Source organism: Bifidobacterium mongoliense DSM 21395 (assembly GCF_000741285.1).
Classification (GTDB): Bacteria; Actinomycetota; Actinomycetes; order Actinomycetales; family Bifidobacteriaceae; genus Bifidobacterium; species Bifidobacterium mongoliense.
Map to the genome: position 1 here is coordinate 1 of NZ_JGZE01000026.1, position 17,095 is coordinate 17,095.

10 protein-coding genes and 1 tRNA gene are annotated in these 17,095 nt (G+C 64.4%); 9 read left to right on the forward strand and 2 right to left on the reverse strand.

What is annotated here, in order from left to right; all coding sequences use genetic code 11:
• The 7 genes from BMON_RS07790 to BMON_RS07820 all read left to right on the forward strand — a co-directional run.
• Positions 1-4,112, forward strand: a 4,112-nt coding sequence (locus tag BMON_RS07790) for a beta-ketoacyl synthase N-terminal-like domain-containing protein (protein ID WP_034885437.1), incomplete at its 5' end; no start/stop codon positions are given.
• A 386-nt stretch (positions 4,113-4,498) separates the two neighbouring features.
• Positions 4,499-4,936: a holo-ACP synthase gene (locus tag BMON_RS07795; RefSeq protein WP_193345836.1), complete on the forward strand. Its 438-nt coding sequence runs from the start codon at positions 4,499-4,501 to the stop codon at positions 4,934-4,936.
• Between the two features lie 378 nt (positions 4,937-5,314).
• Positions 5,315-5,388: transfer RNA gene (locus tag BMON_RS07800), tRNA-Gly, on the forward strand.
• A gap of 845 nt (positions 5,389-6,233) precedes the next feature.
• Positions 6,234-6,596, forward strand: coding sequence for a TIGR02328 family protein (locus tag BMON_RS07805; RefSeq protein ID WP_026647408.1), 363 nt, complete (start codon positions 6,234-6,236; stop codon positions 6,594-6,596).
• A gap of 417 nt (positions 6,597-7,013) precedes the next feature.
• Positions 7,014-7,658 (forward strand): hypothetical protein, encoded by a 645-nt coding sequence (locus BMON_RS07810; RefSeq protein WP_033511799.1) that lies wholly within the window; start codon positions 7,014-7,016, stop codon positions 7,656-7,658.
• A 202-nt stretch (positions 7,659-7,860) separates the two neighbouring features.
• On the forward strand, positions 7,861-8,130 hold the full coding sequence (gene rpsO, locus BMON_RS07815; RefSeq protein ID WP_033511494.1) for a 30S ribosomal protein S15: 270 nt from the start codon (positions 7,861-7,863) through the stop codon (positions 8,128-8,130).
• Between the two features lie 341 nt (positions 8,131-8,471).
• A complete protein-coding gene (locus BMON_RS07820) occupies positions 8,472-11,222 on the forward strand; it encodes a polyribonucleotide nucleotidyltransferase (protein ID WP_034885440.1) in 2,751 nt (916 codons plus the stop codon).
• Between the two features lie 586 nt (positions 11,223-11,808).
• Here BMON_RS07820 and BMON_RS07825 read toward each other — a convergent pair.
• Both BMON_RS07825 and BMON_RS07830 read right to left on the reverse strand, forming a co-directional pair.
• Entirely contained in the window at positions 11,809-12,939 is a 1,131-nt protein-coding gene (locus BMON_RS07825) for a sensor histidine kinase (RefSeq protein ID WP_156098635.1), read from the reverse strand.
• A 102-nt stretch (positions 12,940-13,041) separates the two neighbouring features.
• Positions 13,042-13,725, reverse strand: a complete 684-nt coding sequence (locus BMON_RS07830) for a response regulator transcription factor (RefSeq protein WP_033511500.1) — start codon at positions 13,723-13,725, stop codon at positions 13,042-13,044.
• A gap of 242 nt (positions 13,726-13,967) precedes the next feature.
• Between BMON_RS07830 and BMON_RS07835 the strand changes: the two genes are divergently transcribed.
• Complete coding sequence (locus tag BMON_RS07835) at positions 13,968-14,543, forward strand: LemA family protein (RefSeq protein WP_033511502.1); 576 nt, start codon at positions 13,968-13,970, stop codon at positions 14,541-14,543.
• A gap of 242 nt (positions 14,544-14,785) precedes the next feature.
• A complete protein-coding gene (locus tag BMON_RS07840) occupies positions 14,786-16,963 on the forward strand; it encodes a DUF2207 domain-containing protein (RefSeq protein WP_033511800.1) in 2,178 nt (725 codons plus the stop codon).
• Positions 16,964-17,095: the final 132 nt, after the last annotated feature.

Consider the following 17,095-nt stretch of genomic DNA (forward strand, 5'->3'; position numbering starts at 1 on the left):
CCACCTCTGCCCCTGCGCCGACCGAGGTCGCCGCACCGTCGGCTCCCGCCGGCGACGGATCGCGTCCGGCCGACCTGCCGTACCAGGCTTCCGACGCCATCGGCACGCTGCTGGCCTATGCGGCCAAGGTGCGCCCCGACCAGATCGGCGACGGCGATACCACGGACACGCTGACCAACGGCGTCTCCTCCCGTCGCAACCAGCTGCTCATGGATATCAGCGCCGAACTCGGCGTGGCCAGCGTCGACGGGGCGGCGGAAGCCCCCATCGCCGACCTTGGTGCGCTGGTGAACAAGGCCGCGCCCCACTACAAGGCCTTCGGGCCGGTGCTCGGCGACATCGTGCGCGATCGCATCCGCTCGCTGTTCGGCGCCTCGGGCGTCAAGCTGGCGCAGATCGAGCAACGCGTCACCCAGACGTGGCAGCTCGAGCACGGCTGGTTCGCCAACGTCGTGGCGGCTCTGGTGCTCGAAACCCGCGAGGGCGTCTCCGCACGCGGCGGCGACCTGGCCGGATTGAGTGCCGATCCGGTCTCCACCGTGAGCGCCGCCAACGCGCTCATCGACGGTGCGGTCCAGTCGGCGGCGCAGGCCCACGGCGTGAGCGTCGCTCTGCCCATCTCCGGTGCCGCCGGCGGCGCGGTCGTCGATTCCGCGGCGTTGAACGCATTCGCGCAGAGCGTCACGGGTTCCGAGGGCGTGCTCGCCGCCACGGCCCGCTTCGTGCTCGGTCGTCTCGGTGTCGACAAGCCGCAGGATGCCCCGGACGATAATGACGACGCGGCCGTCGTGGCCGCCGTCCAGGCCGAACTTGGTTCGGACTGGGTCGATCGCGTCACGCCGAAGTTCGACGAGCGGCGCGCACTGCTGCTGGATGATCGCTGGGCCTCCGCCCGTGAGGATCTGGCGCGGCTCTTCTACGACCGCGATCAGAGCGTCGCTGAACTGCACTTCGATGGTGCGGGCAGCGCCGTGGCCGAGCAGGCGACATGGTTCGCCGACAAGGCGCAGGAGCGCGGCGACGAGACGCTCGCCTCCACGTTCCGTCGCATCGCCGACGAGGCCGTGGCCGATGAGCGCGAGGATCCGCAGGCTTTCCGCTTCGCCGGGGACGTCGCCGTGGTCACCGGGGTCTCCCCGCACGCCATCGCCGGCCAGGTGGTCCAGGGGCTGCTCGCGGGCGGCGCGACGGTCATCGCGACCTCGCATCGCTTCGACACCTCCGTCAAGGAATGGGCGAAGCTCGCCTATCGCACCCATGCGGTGCGCGGTGCGAAGCTGTGGTTGGTCCCGGCCAACCTGTCGAGCTTCCGCGACGTCGACGCGTTGAGCGAGTGGATCGGCACGGTGAGCAAGAAGACCACCGGCGCCACGACTACGATCCTCAAGCCGGCCTACGAGCCATCGCTGTTCTTCCCGTTCGCGGCCCCGCCCGTGCACGGCACGATGGCCGATTCAGGGGAGCTGTTCGAATCCCAGGCGCGTCTCATGCTCTGGGGCGTCGAGCGCTCCATCACCAAGCTCAGCGCCATCGGCGCCGACACCGACGTGCAGCACCGGCTCCATGTGGTGCTGCCTGGGTCGCCCAACCGCGGCGTCTTCGGCGGGGACGGAGCCTACGGCGAGGTCAAGAGCTCCTTCGACGCCATCGTCACGCGTGCCCACGCCGAACGCGACTGGTCATCGCGCGTGACCTTCGCGCACCCCAAGATCGGCTGGGTGCGAGGCACCGGGCTGATGGGCGGCAACGATCCGCTGGTCGAGGTGGTCGAGCGCCATGGCGTGCACACCTATTCGACCGAGCAGATCGCCGTCTCGCTGCTCGACTTGGCCACCGACGACGCACGCCAGCGCGCCACCAAGGCCCCGCTCGACGTGGACCTGACCGGTGGTTTGGGCAACGTCGAACTCAACATCTCGGCGCTCAGGGCCGAGGCGGCCCAGGATGCCGAGAACGGCGCCGCAATGGGTGGACAAGCAATGGGTGGACAGGCGTCGGGTGGACAGGCGTCGGGCGATCAGGCTGTGGATCGGAACGCGACGACCTCCACGTCGATCCACGTGGGCCGACATGCCGGCAAGCGCGCCGCATCCGTGAGGATCAAGGCGCTGCCCACGCCGCATATCGCCCACCAGGCGGCCGTCGATTTGGCCGATTGGCAGGACGTGAGCGCCAAGCCCGAGGATGAGATCGTCGTCGTGTCCGTCGGCGAGCTTGGTCCGTGGGGCACGGGGCGCACCCGTCGTGAGGCCGAACTCGGCATCCATCAGGACGGCACCGTCGATCTGTCGGCCGGAGCCGTGCTCGAGCTCGCTTGGAACATGGGCCTGCTCACCTGGCAGGACAGCCCCAAGCCGGGCTGGTACGACGCCGACGGCAACCTGGTGCCCGAGGAGGACATCGCCGAGCGCTACCACGACGAGGTCGTGGCCCGTTCCGGCATCCGTCCCTTCGACGAAGGCATGGGTCAGGACTACCGCGACGGCACCGACGAGGAGGAGGCCGAGGTCTTCCTGGACCACGACGTCGTCTTCTCCGTGCCCAGCGAGGCCATCGCCAAGGAGTACGTCGCCCTGGACCCGGAGCACACCTCCGTGGCCGAGGACGTTGAGGCCGGCGAATGGGCCGTCACACGTCACGCCGGATCCATGGTTCGCGTGCCGCGCCGCGCCGCCATGACCCGCACGGTCGGCGGACAGTTCCCCAAGGGCTTCGATCCGCTCAAGTGGGGCATCCCCGCCTCGATGGTCGGCGACGTGGATCAGATCGCGCTGTGGAACATCGTGACCACGGTGGACGCCTACCTGTCGGCCGGCTTCACCCCGGTCGAGATCCTGCAGTCCATCCACCCCTCGATGGTGGCGTCGACCCAAGGTACCGGGTTCGGTGGCATGAGTTCGATGCGCAAGCTATACCTGGACCGCTTCCTCAACCACGAGATCCCCACCGACATCCTGCAGGAAGCCCTGCCGAACGTCGTGGCGGCCCACGTCATGCAGTCCTACATCGGCGGCTACGGCGATATGATCCAGCCGGTCTCCGCCTGCGCCACCGCGGCGGTCTCCCTCGAGGAGGGCGCCGACAAGATCGCGCTCGGCAAGGCCGACTTCGTGGTCACGGGCGCCATCGACGACATCGGTGTGGAATCGGTGATCGGCTTCGGCAACATGAACGCGACCGCCGACTCCCAGGAGATGTACAACAAGGGCATCGCGCCCCGCTTCTTCTCCCGGGCCAACGATCGGCGCCGCGGCGGGTTCCTTGAATCGCAGGGCGGCGGCACCGTGCTGCTGACCCGTGGTGACCTGGCGCTCAAGCTCGGTCTGCCGGTGGCGGGCGTGGTCGGTTTCGTCCACAGCTACGCCGACGGCGCGCACACCTCGATCCCGGCGCCCGGCCTTGGCGCCCTCGCGGCCGGTCGCGGCGGCAAGGACGCGAAGCTGGTGCACGACCTGGCGGCCTTGGGCGTCACGCCCGATGACATCGCGGTGGTGTCCAAGCACGACACCTCCACGAACGCCAACGATCCCAACGAGTCGGAGCTGCACAACACACTGGCGCACGCCATCGGTCGTACCGACGGCAACCCGCTGTTCGTCATCTCGCAGAAGACGATCACCGGCCACGCCAAGGGCGGTGCGTGCATCTTCCAGCTCAACGGGTTGACGCAGCTCTTCGGATCCGGCACCATTCCGGGCAACATCTCGCTGGACTGCGTGGATCCGAAGCTGGCCCGCGACGACCACATGGTCTGGCTCACCAAGCCGTTGCATGTGGGGCTCGTCAAGGCAGCGCTAGCCACCTCGCTCGGCTTCGGCCACGTCAGCGGCTTCGTCGCCATGGTGCATCCGGGGGCCTTCGAGGCGTCGGTCGCACATACCGCCGGCGTCGATGCGCTCGAGGAGTGGAGGCAGCGGGCCGACCGTCGCCTCGCCCGCGGACAGCGCAGGCTGCTGGAGGGCATGATGGGTTGCGCCCCGCTGTACGAGCCGATCGACAATCGCCGCTTCCATGAGGACCACGGCGATTACGATGCGCACGAGGTCGAGAAGGCCATGCTCCTCGACACCGACGCGCGTCTGGGCAAGAGCGGCTATTACGAGGCCCGCTGATCGGTGATCGGTGATTGCTGATCGCCATGCCGGCGCCCGCGTTCGATCCCTACCGAGCGCGGCGCCGGCATGTGTGTATTCGGGGTGTGATGCGGTGCGGGCGTCGTGTGTATCGTGCGTGCGTCGTGTCTCCTCCGTCGTGCGGCTTGGTGCGAGCGGCACATCTCGTACGTCGTTCGGCTTGCCGTGTGTGGCGTACGTGGTGTGTGGCGTACGTCGTGCGGTGCGTGTGGCTTGCGGTGCCCGTCGAGGGTGCCGAGGGTGTCGGAATATGTGTTGGCGTGTCGGCGCGGTGCCCGGCTTGCGTCGTGCACCATGTCTTCGGGCGTGGTATACGTGTATGCATCGCAAAGACATGCGGCCGGTGTCGATGAGAGGAGTCGATCATGACGGTGTTGGGATTGGGCCATGACGTCGTGGACGTGGTGGCATTCAACGATCTCCTGGTCGAACCCGGCTCTCGTATGACCCGGGCCTTTTCGACGCGGGAACGACGTCAGTGCGCGATGCGCGCGCAGGGCAAACACGATGCCGAGAGCGTGCATCTCGCCGCCCGATGGGCCGGTAAGGAAGCGGCGTTCAAGGCTTGGTGCGAGGCTTTGGGGACGCGGCCGTACCCCTATGGTCTCGATGACGTCCCGTGGGCGGGCATCGAGGTTCTCGACGATTCCCGCGGGTGCCCCCATATCGTGCTCGCACGTGAAGTCGAGGAGGCATGGCGTACTTCGATGGGCGGGGGAGCGGGGCCGGGCGAGGCCCGCTGGCACGTCTCGCTGAGTCACGACGGCCCCGTCGCCTCGGCCGTGGTGGTGATTGACGGCTGATCGTCGGGTGGTCAGTCGGCTGGTCGACGGTGGTCTTCGGTGGTCGACGGGTGTGTGTTTGCCTGATGCTCGTCGACTGCTCGTCGGGTGAGCATCGGGTGATTGCACGCATGATTGTCCCCCGACCGCGCGGTTGAGCGCAGGCTGAGTGCAGATTGAGCACGCGGTGGCCAGGTCATGGCGGGTGGTGGGGCCATATGGGTGGTGGGGGCCTTATGGGTGGTGGGGCCTTACGGGCAGTGAGGCTTGCCGTCCGCTTCCGGCGCACCAGGTTGCCCTCGCCGTGAGGTCATGTATAATGGCTCAGGTTGTTTGTTGTGCACTCGGCGTGGAAAGCCGGCGCTGCGGTTGTCCGTCGATGCACACGAGCAGTCATATGCGGATGTAGCTCAATGGTAGAGCCTCAGTCTTCCAAACTGATTACGCGGGTTCGATTCCCGTCATCCGCTCCACTTTTTCTTCTCAACACTCGTTGTAAACCCTGATGATTTCTAGGGCTTCACGTTATCGACGCTGCCGTGCAACGGACCCCGGGCGTTGTCATATTTTCCAGTGCGCATACGGTTGAGGGGCACAAGGGTGTTGACAATCACAAGCGTGTCAGCAATATGGTGTGTCGAGTTCTTGGCCGGTGCGGTGGCGAATGGTCGGATAGGTATCGATAATGGAATGTTCCCTCTCATATTCGTCAGGCAACTGGGGGGATAGCAAAAAACAACCGCGGAATATGGCCGCTCGATTTTTGTATCACCCGACTTGTCTATGTGAATCGTTGACTTGCGTCAGTGAATCGTCGACTCTTGTCATCCAATCTGCGACTAGCGTTGCTGAATCGTCGACTCTTGTCGGGCAATCGTCGATCTGGGTGTGCGAATCTGTGACTCGTGCCATCCAATCGTTGACTTGTGCCATCCAAACGTCGACCCGCGTTGCCGAATCGTTGACTTGTGCGCGTACATCGCCCGTATGGGTGCCGCAACGTCTGCACGGCCCAAGTCGACGGTTGGATAATCCTTGTTGGACCGATAATCGGTACTTAGTCCCCTTACATGCCCCTCTCAAGCCGCATACGGTAACGGGGTACCATGAACATCGTGAAATCGCTGCACACCGGATCCGAACATAGGCGGTGCGTGTGGTGCGTGATGGTGCTGCGTGATGGTGTTGCGTGACGTCTTGCGTGATGACGTGATGACGTGATGATCTGATACGTGGCGATGATGCGTGGCGATGATGGCGTTGTGTGAGGGTGTCATGAGATGGCTCCGCGCGATAACGCCAAAGGTTGGAGATGGTCATGAGACTATGGCATGAATCGTTGATCCCGCGGTTGCCCCGGGCCCAGTTGCTGGGCCAGCACCGCGAGATCGCCGCCTTGCGCGGCAATGGGTGGGGACGTCGCCACGCGACCGTCAATTACGTGTTCACCCACTCGCCGTATCTTCTGTATCGATTCCATGTCCTGGTGATGGACGAGATGCACGCACGGGGATACCGGCCCAACGAACGTTGGTACGATCCGCTGTATCGTGGCACGTCCTGCGAGCCGTATGTGGAGCTCACCCCTTGCGACATCTCCACCCCGATTTATCCGGAGCACGATGACCGTTATCTGCGTGAATGCCTTGACAACCTGGCGGGCAAGGGCATCGTGTTGTGATGCCGGTCGGGCCGCCGGCTCAACGGTTGTCGAAGCTTGGTTCGTGATAGCATCGTCGACGGAATGTGGCGGGATTCGTGGCGTAGGAAGGTGAGCCATATGGTCGAGCGCGGTGCGGTCGGTGGTGCGGCCGGGTCGGATAACCGTAGGCGTGCGGCTGGAAACGATGGACGCGTTGATGGAGCTGCCAACGGTGGCCCTGCCAACGGTGGTCAAGCTCACGCTGACCATATCAACGGTGTCCCAATAGACGGTAACCAAGCCGACGGCAATGCGGGTCGTAACAGTGCGACCGAGATCGATGGTGATGCGGGGAGCGATGCAGGTAGCAACAGCGCGACCGAGGTCGACGGCGACGCAGGTAGCGACGCAGGTAGCGACGCAGGTAGCAATGCGAGTAGCAACACCGCGACTGAACTGGTCGGCGATCGACTGGAGACGGTCGACGTCTCGAAGCACCCCGACCCCACGATCCCGCCTTCCGATCTGTCACTGGCCGACATCGAGCGTCGGCACTTCAGGCCGATGTTGTGGTCGGTGTTCATCACGGTGCTGCTGGTCGTCCTGGTCGCTCCGTATTGGGTGGGTCGTTTCCTCGCGGTGCATCGCACCGAGGCGGTAGTTCGCCATCTGAGCGCCTATTCGTTGCAGGGGGTCGCCTTCTCCTCATGGGCGGTGACCGTGGTCATGGTCACCTGTCTGGCGATGTCCATCGTGGTGACCCGACGGATGGTCTGGACCGTGTTGTTCCTGCTCGCGCTCGCCGTGGAGCAGTTCATCGGCGGCGTGGCCCTGCTCCGGTTCGATTTCTGGTATTCCACCTACGTGGTCTACGGTCCCTCGGCCGGCCTGCTCAACGCCGTGAACCTGGGCATCGTCTCGGCCATGCTCGGGGTGGCCGTCTTCGCCGTCCTGTTCGTCGGGCTGTTGGTCATCATCCGCAAGGAATCACCCCTTAATGTGCTGACGCAGGGGTGGGCGTCGATGATCCTGTTCTTCGTGATCGAAGTCATCGCTTTGCTCATCGTGCTGATGGGTGGTCTGCTCGCGCCGACGGTCTAGGGTGCCGTGCGCCGCCGTCAACGGTCGTGTCGATACAGGTCGCGGCGGCGTGGCGTGAAGCCCGTGGCTCCGCGGCCGGTATTCCGGGCCCGCGCAATCCATGGGGATGTGTACACTGATGTCTCGGCGTGTTTCGCCCGCGGATAGAGAGCGCTTCGACATCGTGTCGTTGGCACCGCGCAGTAACCCCAAGGAGGATGCCGTGGCACTTACGGCTGATGAGAAGCAGGAAATCATTACGAAGTACGCGACGCACGAAGGCGACACGGGATCTCCCGAGGTACAGATCGCCCTGCTGACGAAGCGTGTGAACGATCTGACCGAGCACCTGAAGTCGCACCAGCACGACCACCATTCGCGTCGTGGCCTGCTGCTGATGGTCGGCGATCGTCGTCGTCTGCTTGACTATCTCAAGCGGGTCGACATCAATCGGTACCGTACCCTGATCGATCAGCTTGGTCTGCGTCGATAAGAGTTGAGCTTTCTGCCCGAGCATATCTGCTCGGGCACTTTTGCATGGGTGGGGTCCGGCAAGGACCCGAGCCGGGTGTGATGTCCGGGTGGCTGTGCACGAAAGGACAAGTCGTGCACGAAGCCGCACCGGAATGTGGTGGTGCGGCCGTGTCCGCCCTCGGGTGAGGGCGGTCCATGATATGGGTGCCGTGACGGCTAGAATTCGTATCGAGGGGAACGCGGCCGGGTTTGCCGCGTCAGGGCAGCGGGGAACCGCGAGATCGGGCCGGACAGGCCTGTTGTGATGTGCAGTTGCATATATGTAGTTGTTGGTATTGGAAGTAGACAAAGGAGGAACCCTTGGAGGGTCCCGAAATCAAGGCCGCAGAGGCCGTAATTGACAATGGTTCATTTGGTAAGCGCACGTTGCGCTTCGAGACGGGTCGTCTGGCCCAGCAGGCCGACGGTGCCGTAGCCGCTTATCTCGATGACGATTCGATGGTCCTGTCGACCACCACGGCTGGTTCGAGCCCCAAGGAGAACTACGACTTCTTCCCGCTCACCGTCGACGTCGAGGAGAAGATGTACGCGGCCGGCAAGATCCCCGGCTCGTTCTTCCGTCGCGAAGGCCGTCCGTCCTCGCAGGCGATCCTCGCCTGCCGCATCATCGACCGCCCGCTGCGCCCCCTGTTCCCGCACACGCTGCGCAACGAGGTTCAGGTCGTCGAGACCGTGCTGTCCATCGATCCGGAGGACGCCTACGACATGATCGCGCTCAACGCGGCATCCGCGTCGACGATGATCTCCGGTCTGCCCTTCGAAGGCCCGGTCTCCGGTGTCCGCCTCGCGCTCATCGACGGCCAGTGGGTTGCGTTCCCTCGTTGGAGCGAACGCGAACGCGCCGTCTTCGAGCTCGTCGTCGCCGGCCGTGTGGTCGACAACGGTGACGTCGCGATCGCCATGATCGAGGCCGGTGCCGGTGTGAACGCCTGGAAGCTCATCTACGATGAGGGCCAGACCAAGCCCGATGAGGCCGTCGTCGCCGAAGGCCTCGAGGCCGCCAAGCCGTTCATCAAGGTGATTTGCGAGGCCCAGAACGAACTCAAGTCCGTGGCCGAGAAGAAGACCAAGGAATTCACGCTGTTCCCGGAGTACACCGATGCGCTCTACCAGCGCATCGACGAGATCGCCCATGCCGACCTCGACGAGGCCCTCTCCATCGCGGAGAAGCTGCCCCGCCAGGAGCGCATCCACGAGATCAAGAACAAGGTCCGCGAGCAGATCGCCGGCGAGTTCACCGACATGACCGACGCGGAGAAGGACAAGGAGCTCGGCAACGCCTTCAAAGAGTTGCAGCGCCAGATCGTCCGTCGTCGTATCCTCACGCAGGACTACCGCATCGACGGTCGTGGCCTGCGCGATATCCGCACCCTGTCAGCCGAGGTCGACATCGTGCCGCGCGTGCACGGATCCGCCCTTTTCCAGCGTGGTGAGACCCAGATTCTGGGCGTGAGCACCCTGAACATGCTCAAGATGGAGCAGACGATCGACGCGATCTCCGGACCGCAGACCAAGCGCTACATGCACAACTACGAGATGCCGCCGTATTCGACCGGTGAGACGGGCCGCGTGGGTTCGCCCAAGCGTCGCGAGATCGGTCACGGTGCGCTCGCCGAGCGTGCCCTAGTGCCGGTGCTGCCGAGCCGTGAGGACTTCCCCTACGCGATTCGCCAGGTCTCCGAGGCCATCGGATCCAACGGTTCGACCTCCATGGGTTCGGTCTGCGCCTCCACGATGTCCCTGCTGGCTGCGGGCGTACCGCTCAAAGCTCCGGTCGCCGGCATCGCCATGGGCCTGGTCTCCGGTGACGTCGATGGACGCCACGTCTTCAAGACCCTGACCGATATTCTGGGAGCCGAGGATGCCTTCGGCGACATGGACTTCAAGGTCGCGGGCACGTCCGAATTCATCACCGCACTGCAACTCGACACCAAGCTCGACGGCATTCCCGCCGATGTGCTGGCCGCCGCTCTGCAGCAGGCCAAGGAAGCACGCACGACGATCCTCGAGGTCATCAACGAGTGCATCGATTCCCCGGCCGAGATGAGCCCGTACGCTCCTCGCATCATTACGACCACGGTACCCGTCGAGAAGATCGGCGAGGTCATCGGGCCCAAGGGCAAGATGATCAACCAGATCCAGGAGGACACCGGCGCCAACGTCACCATCGAGGACGACGGCACCGTATACATTTCCTCCGAGGGTGGCGAGGCCGCCGAGAAGGCCAAGGGCATCATCGACGCCATCGCCAACCCGCACGTGCCCCAGCCGGGTGAGACCTTCAACGGCAAGGTCGTGAAGACCACGAGCTTCGGCGCCTTCGTGAACCTCACGCCGGGCACCGACGGTCTGCTGCACATCTCGCAGATCCGTAACCTGACCAACGGCGAGCGCATCGACGCCGTCGAGGACGTGCTCAAGGAGGGCGATACCGTCGAGGTCATCGTCCAGAGCGTCGACGACCGCGGCAAGATCTCGCTGGCCATCCCCGGTTTCGAGGACCAGCAGTCCTCCGCTCCGCGCGGCGGACGTGACCGTGGCGATCGCGACGACCGTCGTGGTGGCCGAGACCGTCGCGACGATCGCGGATACCGCGGGCGTCGCGATCACGGCGATCGGGATTACGATGACCGCCGTGGAGGCCACGGCCGTCGTGACGACCGTGATGATTCCTATGGCGAGCGCCATGAGAGCCGTACCAACGACGGTAGCGACGACCGCAATGCCAGCCGCAACGACAGTCGTGATTACGAGGATCGTCCGCGCCGCAGCCATGAGGATGACCGCTCGGATGATCGTCGTGGTGATCGTGATGACCGGCGCGGCGAGCGTCGTGATGACCGTCGTGAGGATCGTGGTGGCGAGCGTCGCGAAGGTGGTCGTGGTGGTCGCGGTGGGTACCGTGGACGTCGCGATGACCGCAATCCACGCTATGCCACGGATGACAACTACGACGAGTATCGCGCCGATCGCGAAGAGCGTTCGGAGCGTCCGCGCCGCCGTGTGCGTCGCGACTTCGACCCTTTCGAGGCTGATCTGATGCTGTGCTAGGCACGGCAAGTCGGTATGTGGGGGATGCGCCTATGGCGGTCCCCCACATGCATATGTCGTTATACGTCGGTCACCGGGACGGGTCTGGGGGTGACGTGCGACACGTCTGCAGTTTCCTGCAGAAGGCCTTGCATCGAGTGTTCGAAACTTTTAGAACTAGTGACCGTGTGTGCTAGTTGGAGGATATGAGATCGACAGCGTGGTCTGATTTCACCCAAGGGAGGGAAGGCAATGAACGGTATCATCGCCATGATGGCGCGGGGTGCAGCGGTAGTCGCCGCGGTTGGTGCGACGATGGCTCCTGCCATACCAGTGGGAGCGGTGCAGAAGGTCGACGCGCCCCGCGCCGCCGTCGAACATGCACTCGCGGCATCTAAACGTGGGCAATCGTTGACCGACCCCGCATGTCCGCCGTGGTTGCAATGGGCGTGCGGTCCGCGTGTCGCGGGGGACGCGGCGCGTCGGACCGACTGAATAACCGCGCTGGTGATGGACGTGTCAGAAATGGGCGCTACGTTACGGCAGGGAGTATGGCGTTACGTCTGGTACCGTCGGACTCCACGGTATCGACGCATGGAGTGACCAACTACGCGGTTGGGCATGGACCTCCCATTCCCCCCCGCCTTGCGGTGATGGCGGCGGCGTAACGGCGCAGTCCGGACCCCAGGCCTGTCGGTGAGACGCCGGGCGACGGTGGATCGACGGGGGTGTCGGCGAGGCTGACGTCCAGCGCCTCGACATCCGCGCAGAGTGCCAGCGTGTAGCCCTGTGAAGGATCCGCATGGTGTGCCACGTTGCCCAGCAGCTCACGCACCAGCCCCACGATCAGGTCCGTGTTGTCCTCACCGGCGGGGGGCAGCGTGTTCGGCAACAGCACCGTGCCTTGGAATCCGAGTGACTGCAGGATGTCCTGTTGTTCGTCCAGCAGCGCGCAGACCTGTTGGTGCAGCGCCGAACGGCCCGACGTACCGGGCTGACGTCGCACGGTCGGTGCGCCGGCGTCTTCCGGTGCATCAACGTACTCGAGTGCGACGATGGCCTTTCTGGTCTGCGTGAGGGCGTTCACCGCACCGGTGCGGATTCGCTTGAGCGCTCGTCGCTCCGGTATGTCGGCATGTCGAGAGATGGCCTCGTCGAGGAGCATGATGACGTCGTTCATGTCGTTCATGGCGTAGTCGTGCAGCTGCTGGGTGATCGCGGTGTTGCGCCGTATCTCTCGGTTGCGTTTCTCCTGATCATGACGCCAGGTCGCCGTGCGCGTCGCCGTGCCGACGACCGTTGCGGCCAGCACCAAAGCGGCGTAGGAGACGATACCGCCGTCGTTCATGAAGGACGTGTCCCGCGACACCAGATTGCCCGCGGCTCCGGCGACGAGGATGAAGGCGACGCCCGCGCCGACCCGACGACGCAGGAAACCGGTGATGCCGGTCGCCAACAATCCCATGAACAACATGCTGATGGGCGTCGACCAAGGGCTGAGAAAATCCATGACCTGCGCGCACGCCACCGCGATGCCTCCGATGCCGGGGTCCAGAATGAACCACGCGATGGCGATGAGACGGATGGTGAACGTCGCGCCCCGCGCCCACGTCCACGGGGACGTGGTCATCCAATAGACGCTCTCCGTCACGGTCAGCAGCCCGGCGGCCATGGCCAAGAGCGACACGGTTGTATTACGGGTGTTCCACAGGCGTGCCAACTGTGCGCGTAGCTTCATAGAACATGGTCCCTTCCGGTGGGTGTCGTGCGTCCGACCAACACAATGTAACGCTAGACGATGTCACGGAATGTGAATCAGGCGATGTGACGGCAGCGTGAATCAGGCGATGTGCATGGATCGGCACAGATCCATGACGTCATACCAGGTGTTCGAATGCAGTTTGTTCTTGATGTTCCTGCGGTGCGAGAACACCGTGTCCGCGGATACGTGCAGGGTTTGGGCTATCTCGCGGGTGTTCATCGAGGACATGCTCAACGACAGCACCCGTCGTTCAGTGACGGTCAGCCAGACGACCTGTCGTTTCGCCGTCTCGTCGCTTGCGGCCATGCGAGACTGCACCACGGAATCGAACCCGCCGTCGGCGGGGTATGCCAGACCACGGCTCACCGCGTCGAGAGCCAGAGGCAACGTCTTTCTCAGCGTACTCTTGTCGAGCAGGGCTTGGGCCCCCGCGGCGTGGAGCTGTTCACGGTAGAGTTCGGGCTGATATGCCGTCATGCCGATGATGCCGATATCGGGTACGTCACGGCGAAGGCGGGCCGCGATCTGGGCGCCGGTCAAGCCGTTCAAGGCCATGTCGACGAGTATGACGTTGGTGCGTCGCACGCCGAAACGGCATTCCTGTATGGCTTGGGCCGGGTTGTTACTGGCCCAGGCGTCGATCTGACGGTTCGGGGTGTTCAGGCGAGCCAGTAATGCGACGATGCACTCCAAGGCGCAAATGTCGTTATCCAATACGCCCACACGAACCGGTGAGTACGGCGTTGTGGTGGATTCGCTCATGCCTTCCATGGTACATGGCCGCGTTTGAGGGTGTTCCCGGACGATCAGACAGCGGGCCGTGCCCCGCCGGGTCGGCATGGTCCGCTGGAGTGTCCGTGTGGCGCATTCAGCATTTGGTCAGCACGGGATGGTTGCCCTGTGCGACAATGGTGGGTAGTGGATATCCACGGCCGTCGCCCAATTGTTGGGTATGAAGGGCGTGGATGTCGCGAAATCAAGGACCATCATTGAAGGAGGAAGTCATGGGTGCTCTTATCGCTCTCGTGGTCGTCATCGTGATCATCGTCATCCTGTTGGTGTGGGGCATGGGTGCGTACAACGCCTTGGTCGCGTTGCGCAACCGCGTCGCCAACGGCTGGGCGCAGATCGATGTACAGCTCAAGCAGCGGGCCGATCTCATCCCCAATCTCGTGGAGACCGTCAAGGGGTACGCGAGCCATGAATCCGAGGTCTTCACCCAGGTCACCCAGGCACGGGCCCACGCCGTGTCGGCCGCGAGCGATCCGAACGCCACCATGGCGCAGCGCTCGCAGGCGGAGAACGAGTTGTCGCGTTCGCTCATCAATCTGCAGGCCACTGCCGAGAACTATCCCCAGTTGCAGGCCAATCAGAACTTCATGGATTTGCAGGACCAGCTGGCCCAATTGGAGCAGAAGATCGCGTATGCCCGCCAGTTCTACAACGACGTGGTCCTCAAGTTCAACACCAGGATCGAGACGGTGCCGAGCAACATCATCGCCGGAATGTTTCATTTCGCGCAGGCGCAGTATTTCGAGGCCGAGGAAGCGGCCAAGCAGGCTCCGCAGGTCAAGTTCTGATCAAGTTCTGATCGAGTGCCGTCCCCGGGTTCGGAGTATCTGCCGGTTCGGCGCATCACGGCGCGTCTGGGCGGCATACCATGCTTGGCCGGGACGCGACGTTCGGACGCAACCTGACGGTCCGACGTGGTCGTGATGGTTGGGCGCAGTCGGTCGGGCTGGATCGAGACGGGTCGATATGCCACCGGTGAGCGCGGCGTCGCCGTCGGGCCGTGGTGGGCAACGACAGGGAAGAGGTCGTGATGATACGAAGATGGGTACGTGCCGCGTGCATCTCCGCGGTGATCGTTGCGCTGGCGTTGTTCGCCGGTGTCCTCGCCACGGCGTTGAGGGGCGATGATGCCGATCTGAGCTACCGGCGTGCTGATTATGACGTGACCATCGCCGCGAACGGCGATATGAGGGTCGTGCAGCACCTCGACATCAGGCTCAAGGACCGCGACAACGACCGGCCGTGGCGTCAGCTGTTCCAGCAGTATCGCATCGATCCCTCGAATCTCACCGACATCAAGGACGTCAGCGTGACCAACGCCACGACGGGTGAGCGGTATGCCCGCATCGCACCGCGTTCGCCCTCTTCGGTGCCCTCGAGTCAGTGGGACGGCGAGTTCGCCCGACACTGGTATATCGCCGATGTCACGGATGGCGTCGATGACCCGCCGGAGTACGTGTCGCCCGCCTCACCCCACGATGATGTGCCGTCGAAACGGGTGGAGATCGGGTGGAATATCCCAGCCACCACCAAAGCCGATCATCTGCGTTTCGACATCGCCATGACCTTCGTCGGCACGGCGACCGCCTACGATGACGTCGCCGCGCTGCAGTGGGAGCCCGTCGGTGAGGACAACCAGATCCCTGTCGGGGAGTTCAGTGCGATGGTGCGTTTCCCGCAGGGGGTGACCCGCTCGAATTCATGGGCGTGGCTGCATTACACGGGTCGTTCGACCACGTCGCGTTCGGCCAACGGTGATCTGCACTTCACCGCCTCCGACATCCGCAACGGCCAATACCTCAATCTCGTCACCATCTTCGACGTCACCCATGCCTTGGGCGTGGTCCGTCATGGTGAGGGTGGGGCGAAGGACCGGATCATGCGTCAGGAGGCCCAGCAGGAGCAGGCCTGGCGCGAGCGTCAGCAGCGTAGGGCCCGCGTGCTGCTCATCTCGGCCGTCGTCGTGGCGGGCATCGGGCTCCTCCTGATCGCGTTGGGTGTCGCCGCCTCCGTGCGCAGCAATCGTGAGGTCAGATATCACGGCGACATCGAGTATTGGCGCGATCCGCCCGCGATGAGCCCGGCCAGCGCCGCGGCGTTGCTTGCGGTCATGGAGCCCGTGGGCTCATCGAAGCTCACATCGCGGCAGATGGCCGCCACGGTGCTGTCGTTGGCCTCGAAGAGGGCGATCGCCATCTATCCCGGATCCTCCGCGCGGTACCGGGGTTTCGACGCCGCGCCGTACGACCCTTCGGTGGTCGCCAACGCATTACGCGCCGATCCTTCGGACAGGCGAGAGGCCACGAACACCATCCTGCTGCTGCCTGCGATCAGGGAGCACCGCGCGGACCTGCGTCTGAGTGCCAGCGAGGACGCCGCCCTGCGGCTGCTCGAGAAAGCCGGGGAACGATCGGGGTCGACGGTCTTCGATCTCAATGAGATGCGTGAGGCCTTCAAGGGGTGGAGCGGCGGCTACCAGGTGCAGGAACGCTACCAGACCGCCGTCGGCACCGAGTTCGCCCGGCTCGGCGCGACCTCGTCGACCGGGGTGTGGGCCCGGGTCTGCGGCTTCATCGCCCTGACCGGGGCGCTGGTGATGGGCTTGGCCTACATCGGTCTCGGCGAGCTCGCCCTGGCTTGCCTGGTCGCCGGCCCGGTCCTGTTCGGATCGTGCCTGGTGATCTTCAGCGCCCGTTCGACTGGATTGAGCGCCACCGGCCAGGAACTGGCCGGCCAGGTGCTGGGGCTGAGGCGGTATCTTCAACATTTCAGCGATTTCAAGGACCGTGGCGCCGAGGACCTGGTGCTGTGGGACCGGTATCTGGTGTATGCCGCGGCCTTCGGCATATCCGAGACCGCCATGCGTCAACTGGCCAAGGTCTATCCCCAACTCACCGATCCACAGTGGCTCGACGCGCATGCCGGAGGAGCCATGCTCTATCCGCTGTACAGGCCGTATCTGCCGGCCATGTACGGAGGCGTGGTGGGATCTCAGGGCCTTGATGCGATGCAGGCGGCGCCTGGTACCCTCAGTGCGGGATTCGGCGACATCGGAGCCCAGTTGAGCTCCAGCTTCGCCGATCTGAGCAACACCATACAGTTGGCCGCCCCGTCCACTTCGTCCGGTTCGAGCGGGGGTTCGTTCTCCGGCGGTGGGTTCGGCGGTATGTCCGGCGGTTCGGGCGGCGGTTCCTTCGGCGGGCGCTGAGTCGGGCGACCACGGGTTCGGCATGGCATGGGTTCGCCGTGACACCGGTTCGGCAGGTGTCGACCGACCGCTTTCGTGCCGGCCCTGAGGCGACTGCCGGTGACGGCGATTCCTTCGGCCCGGGCCCCGCTC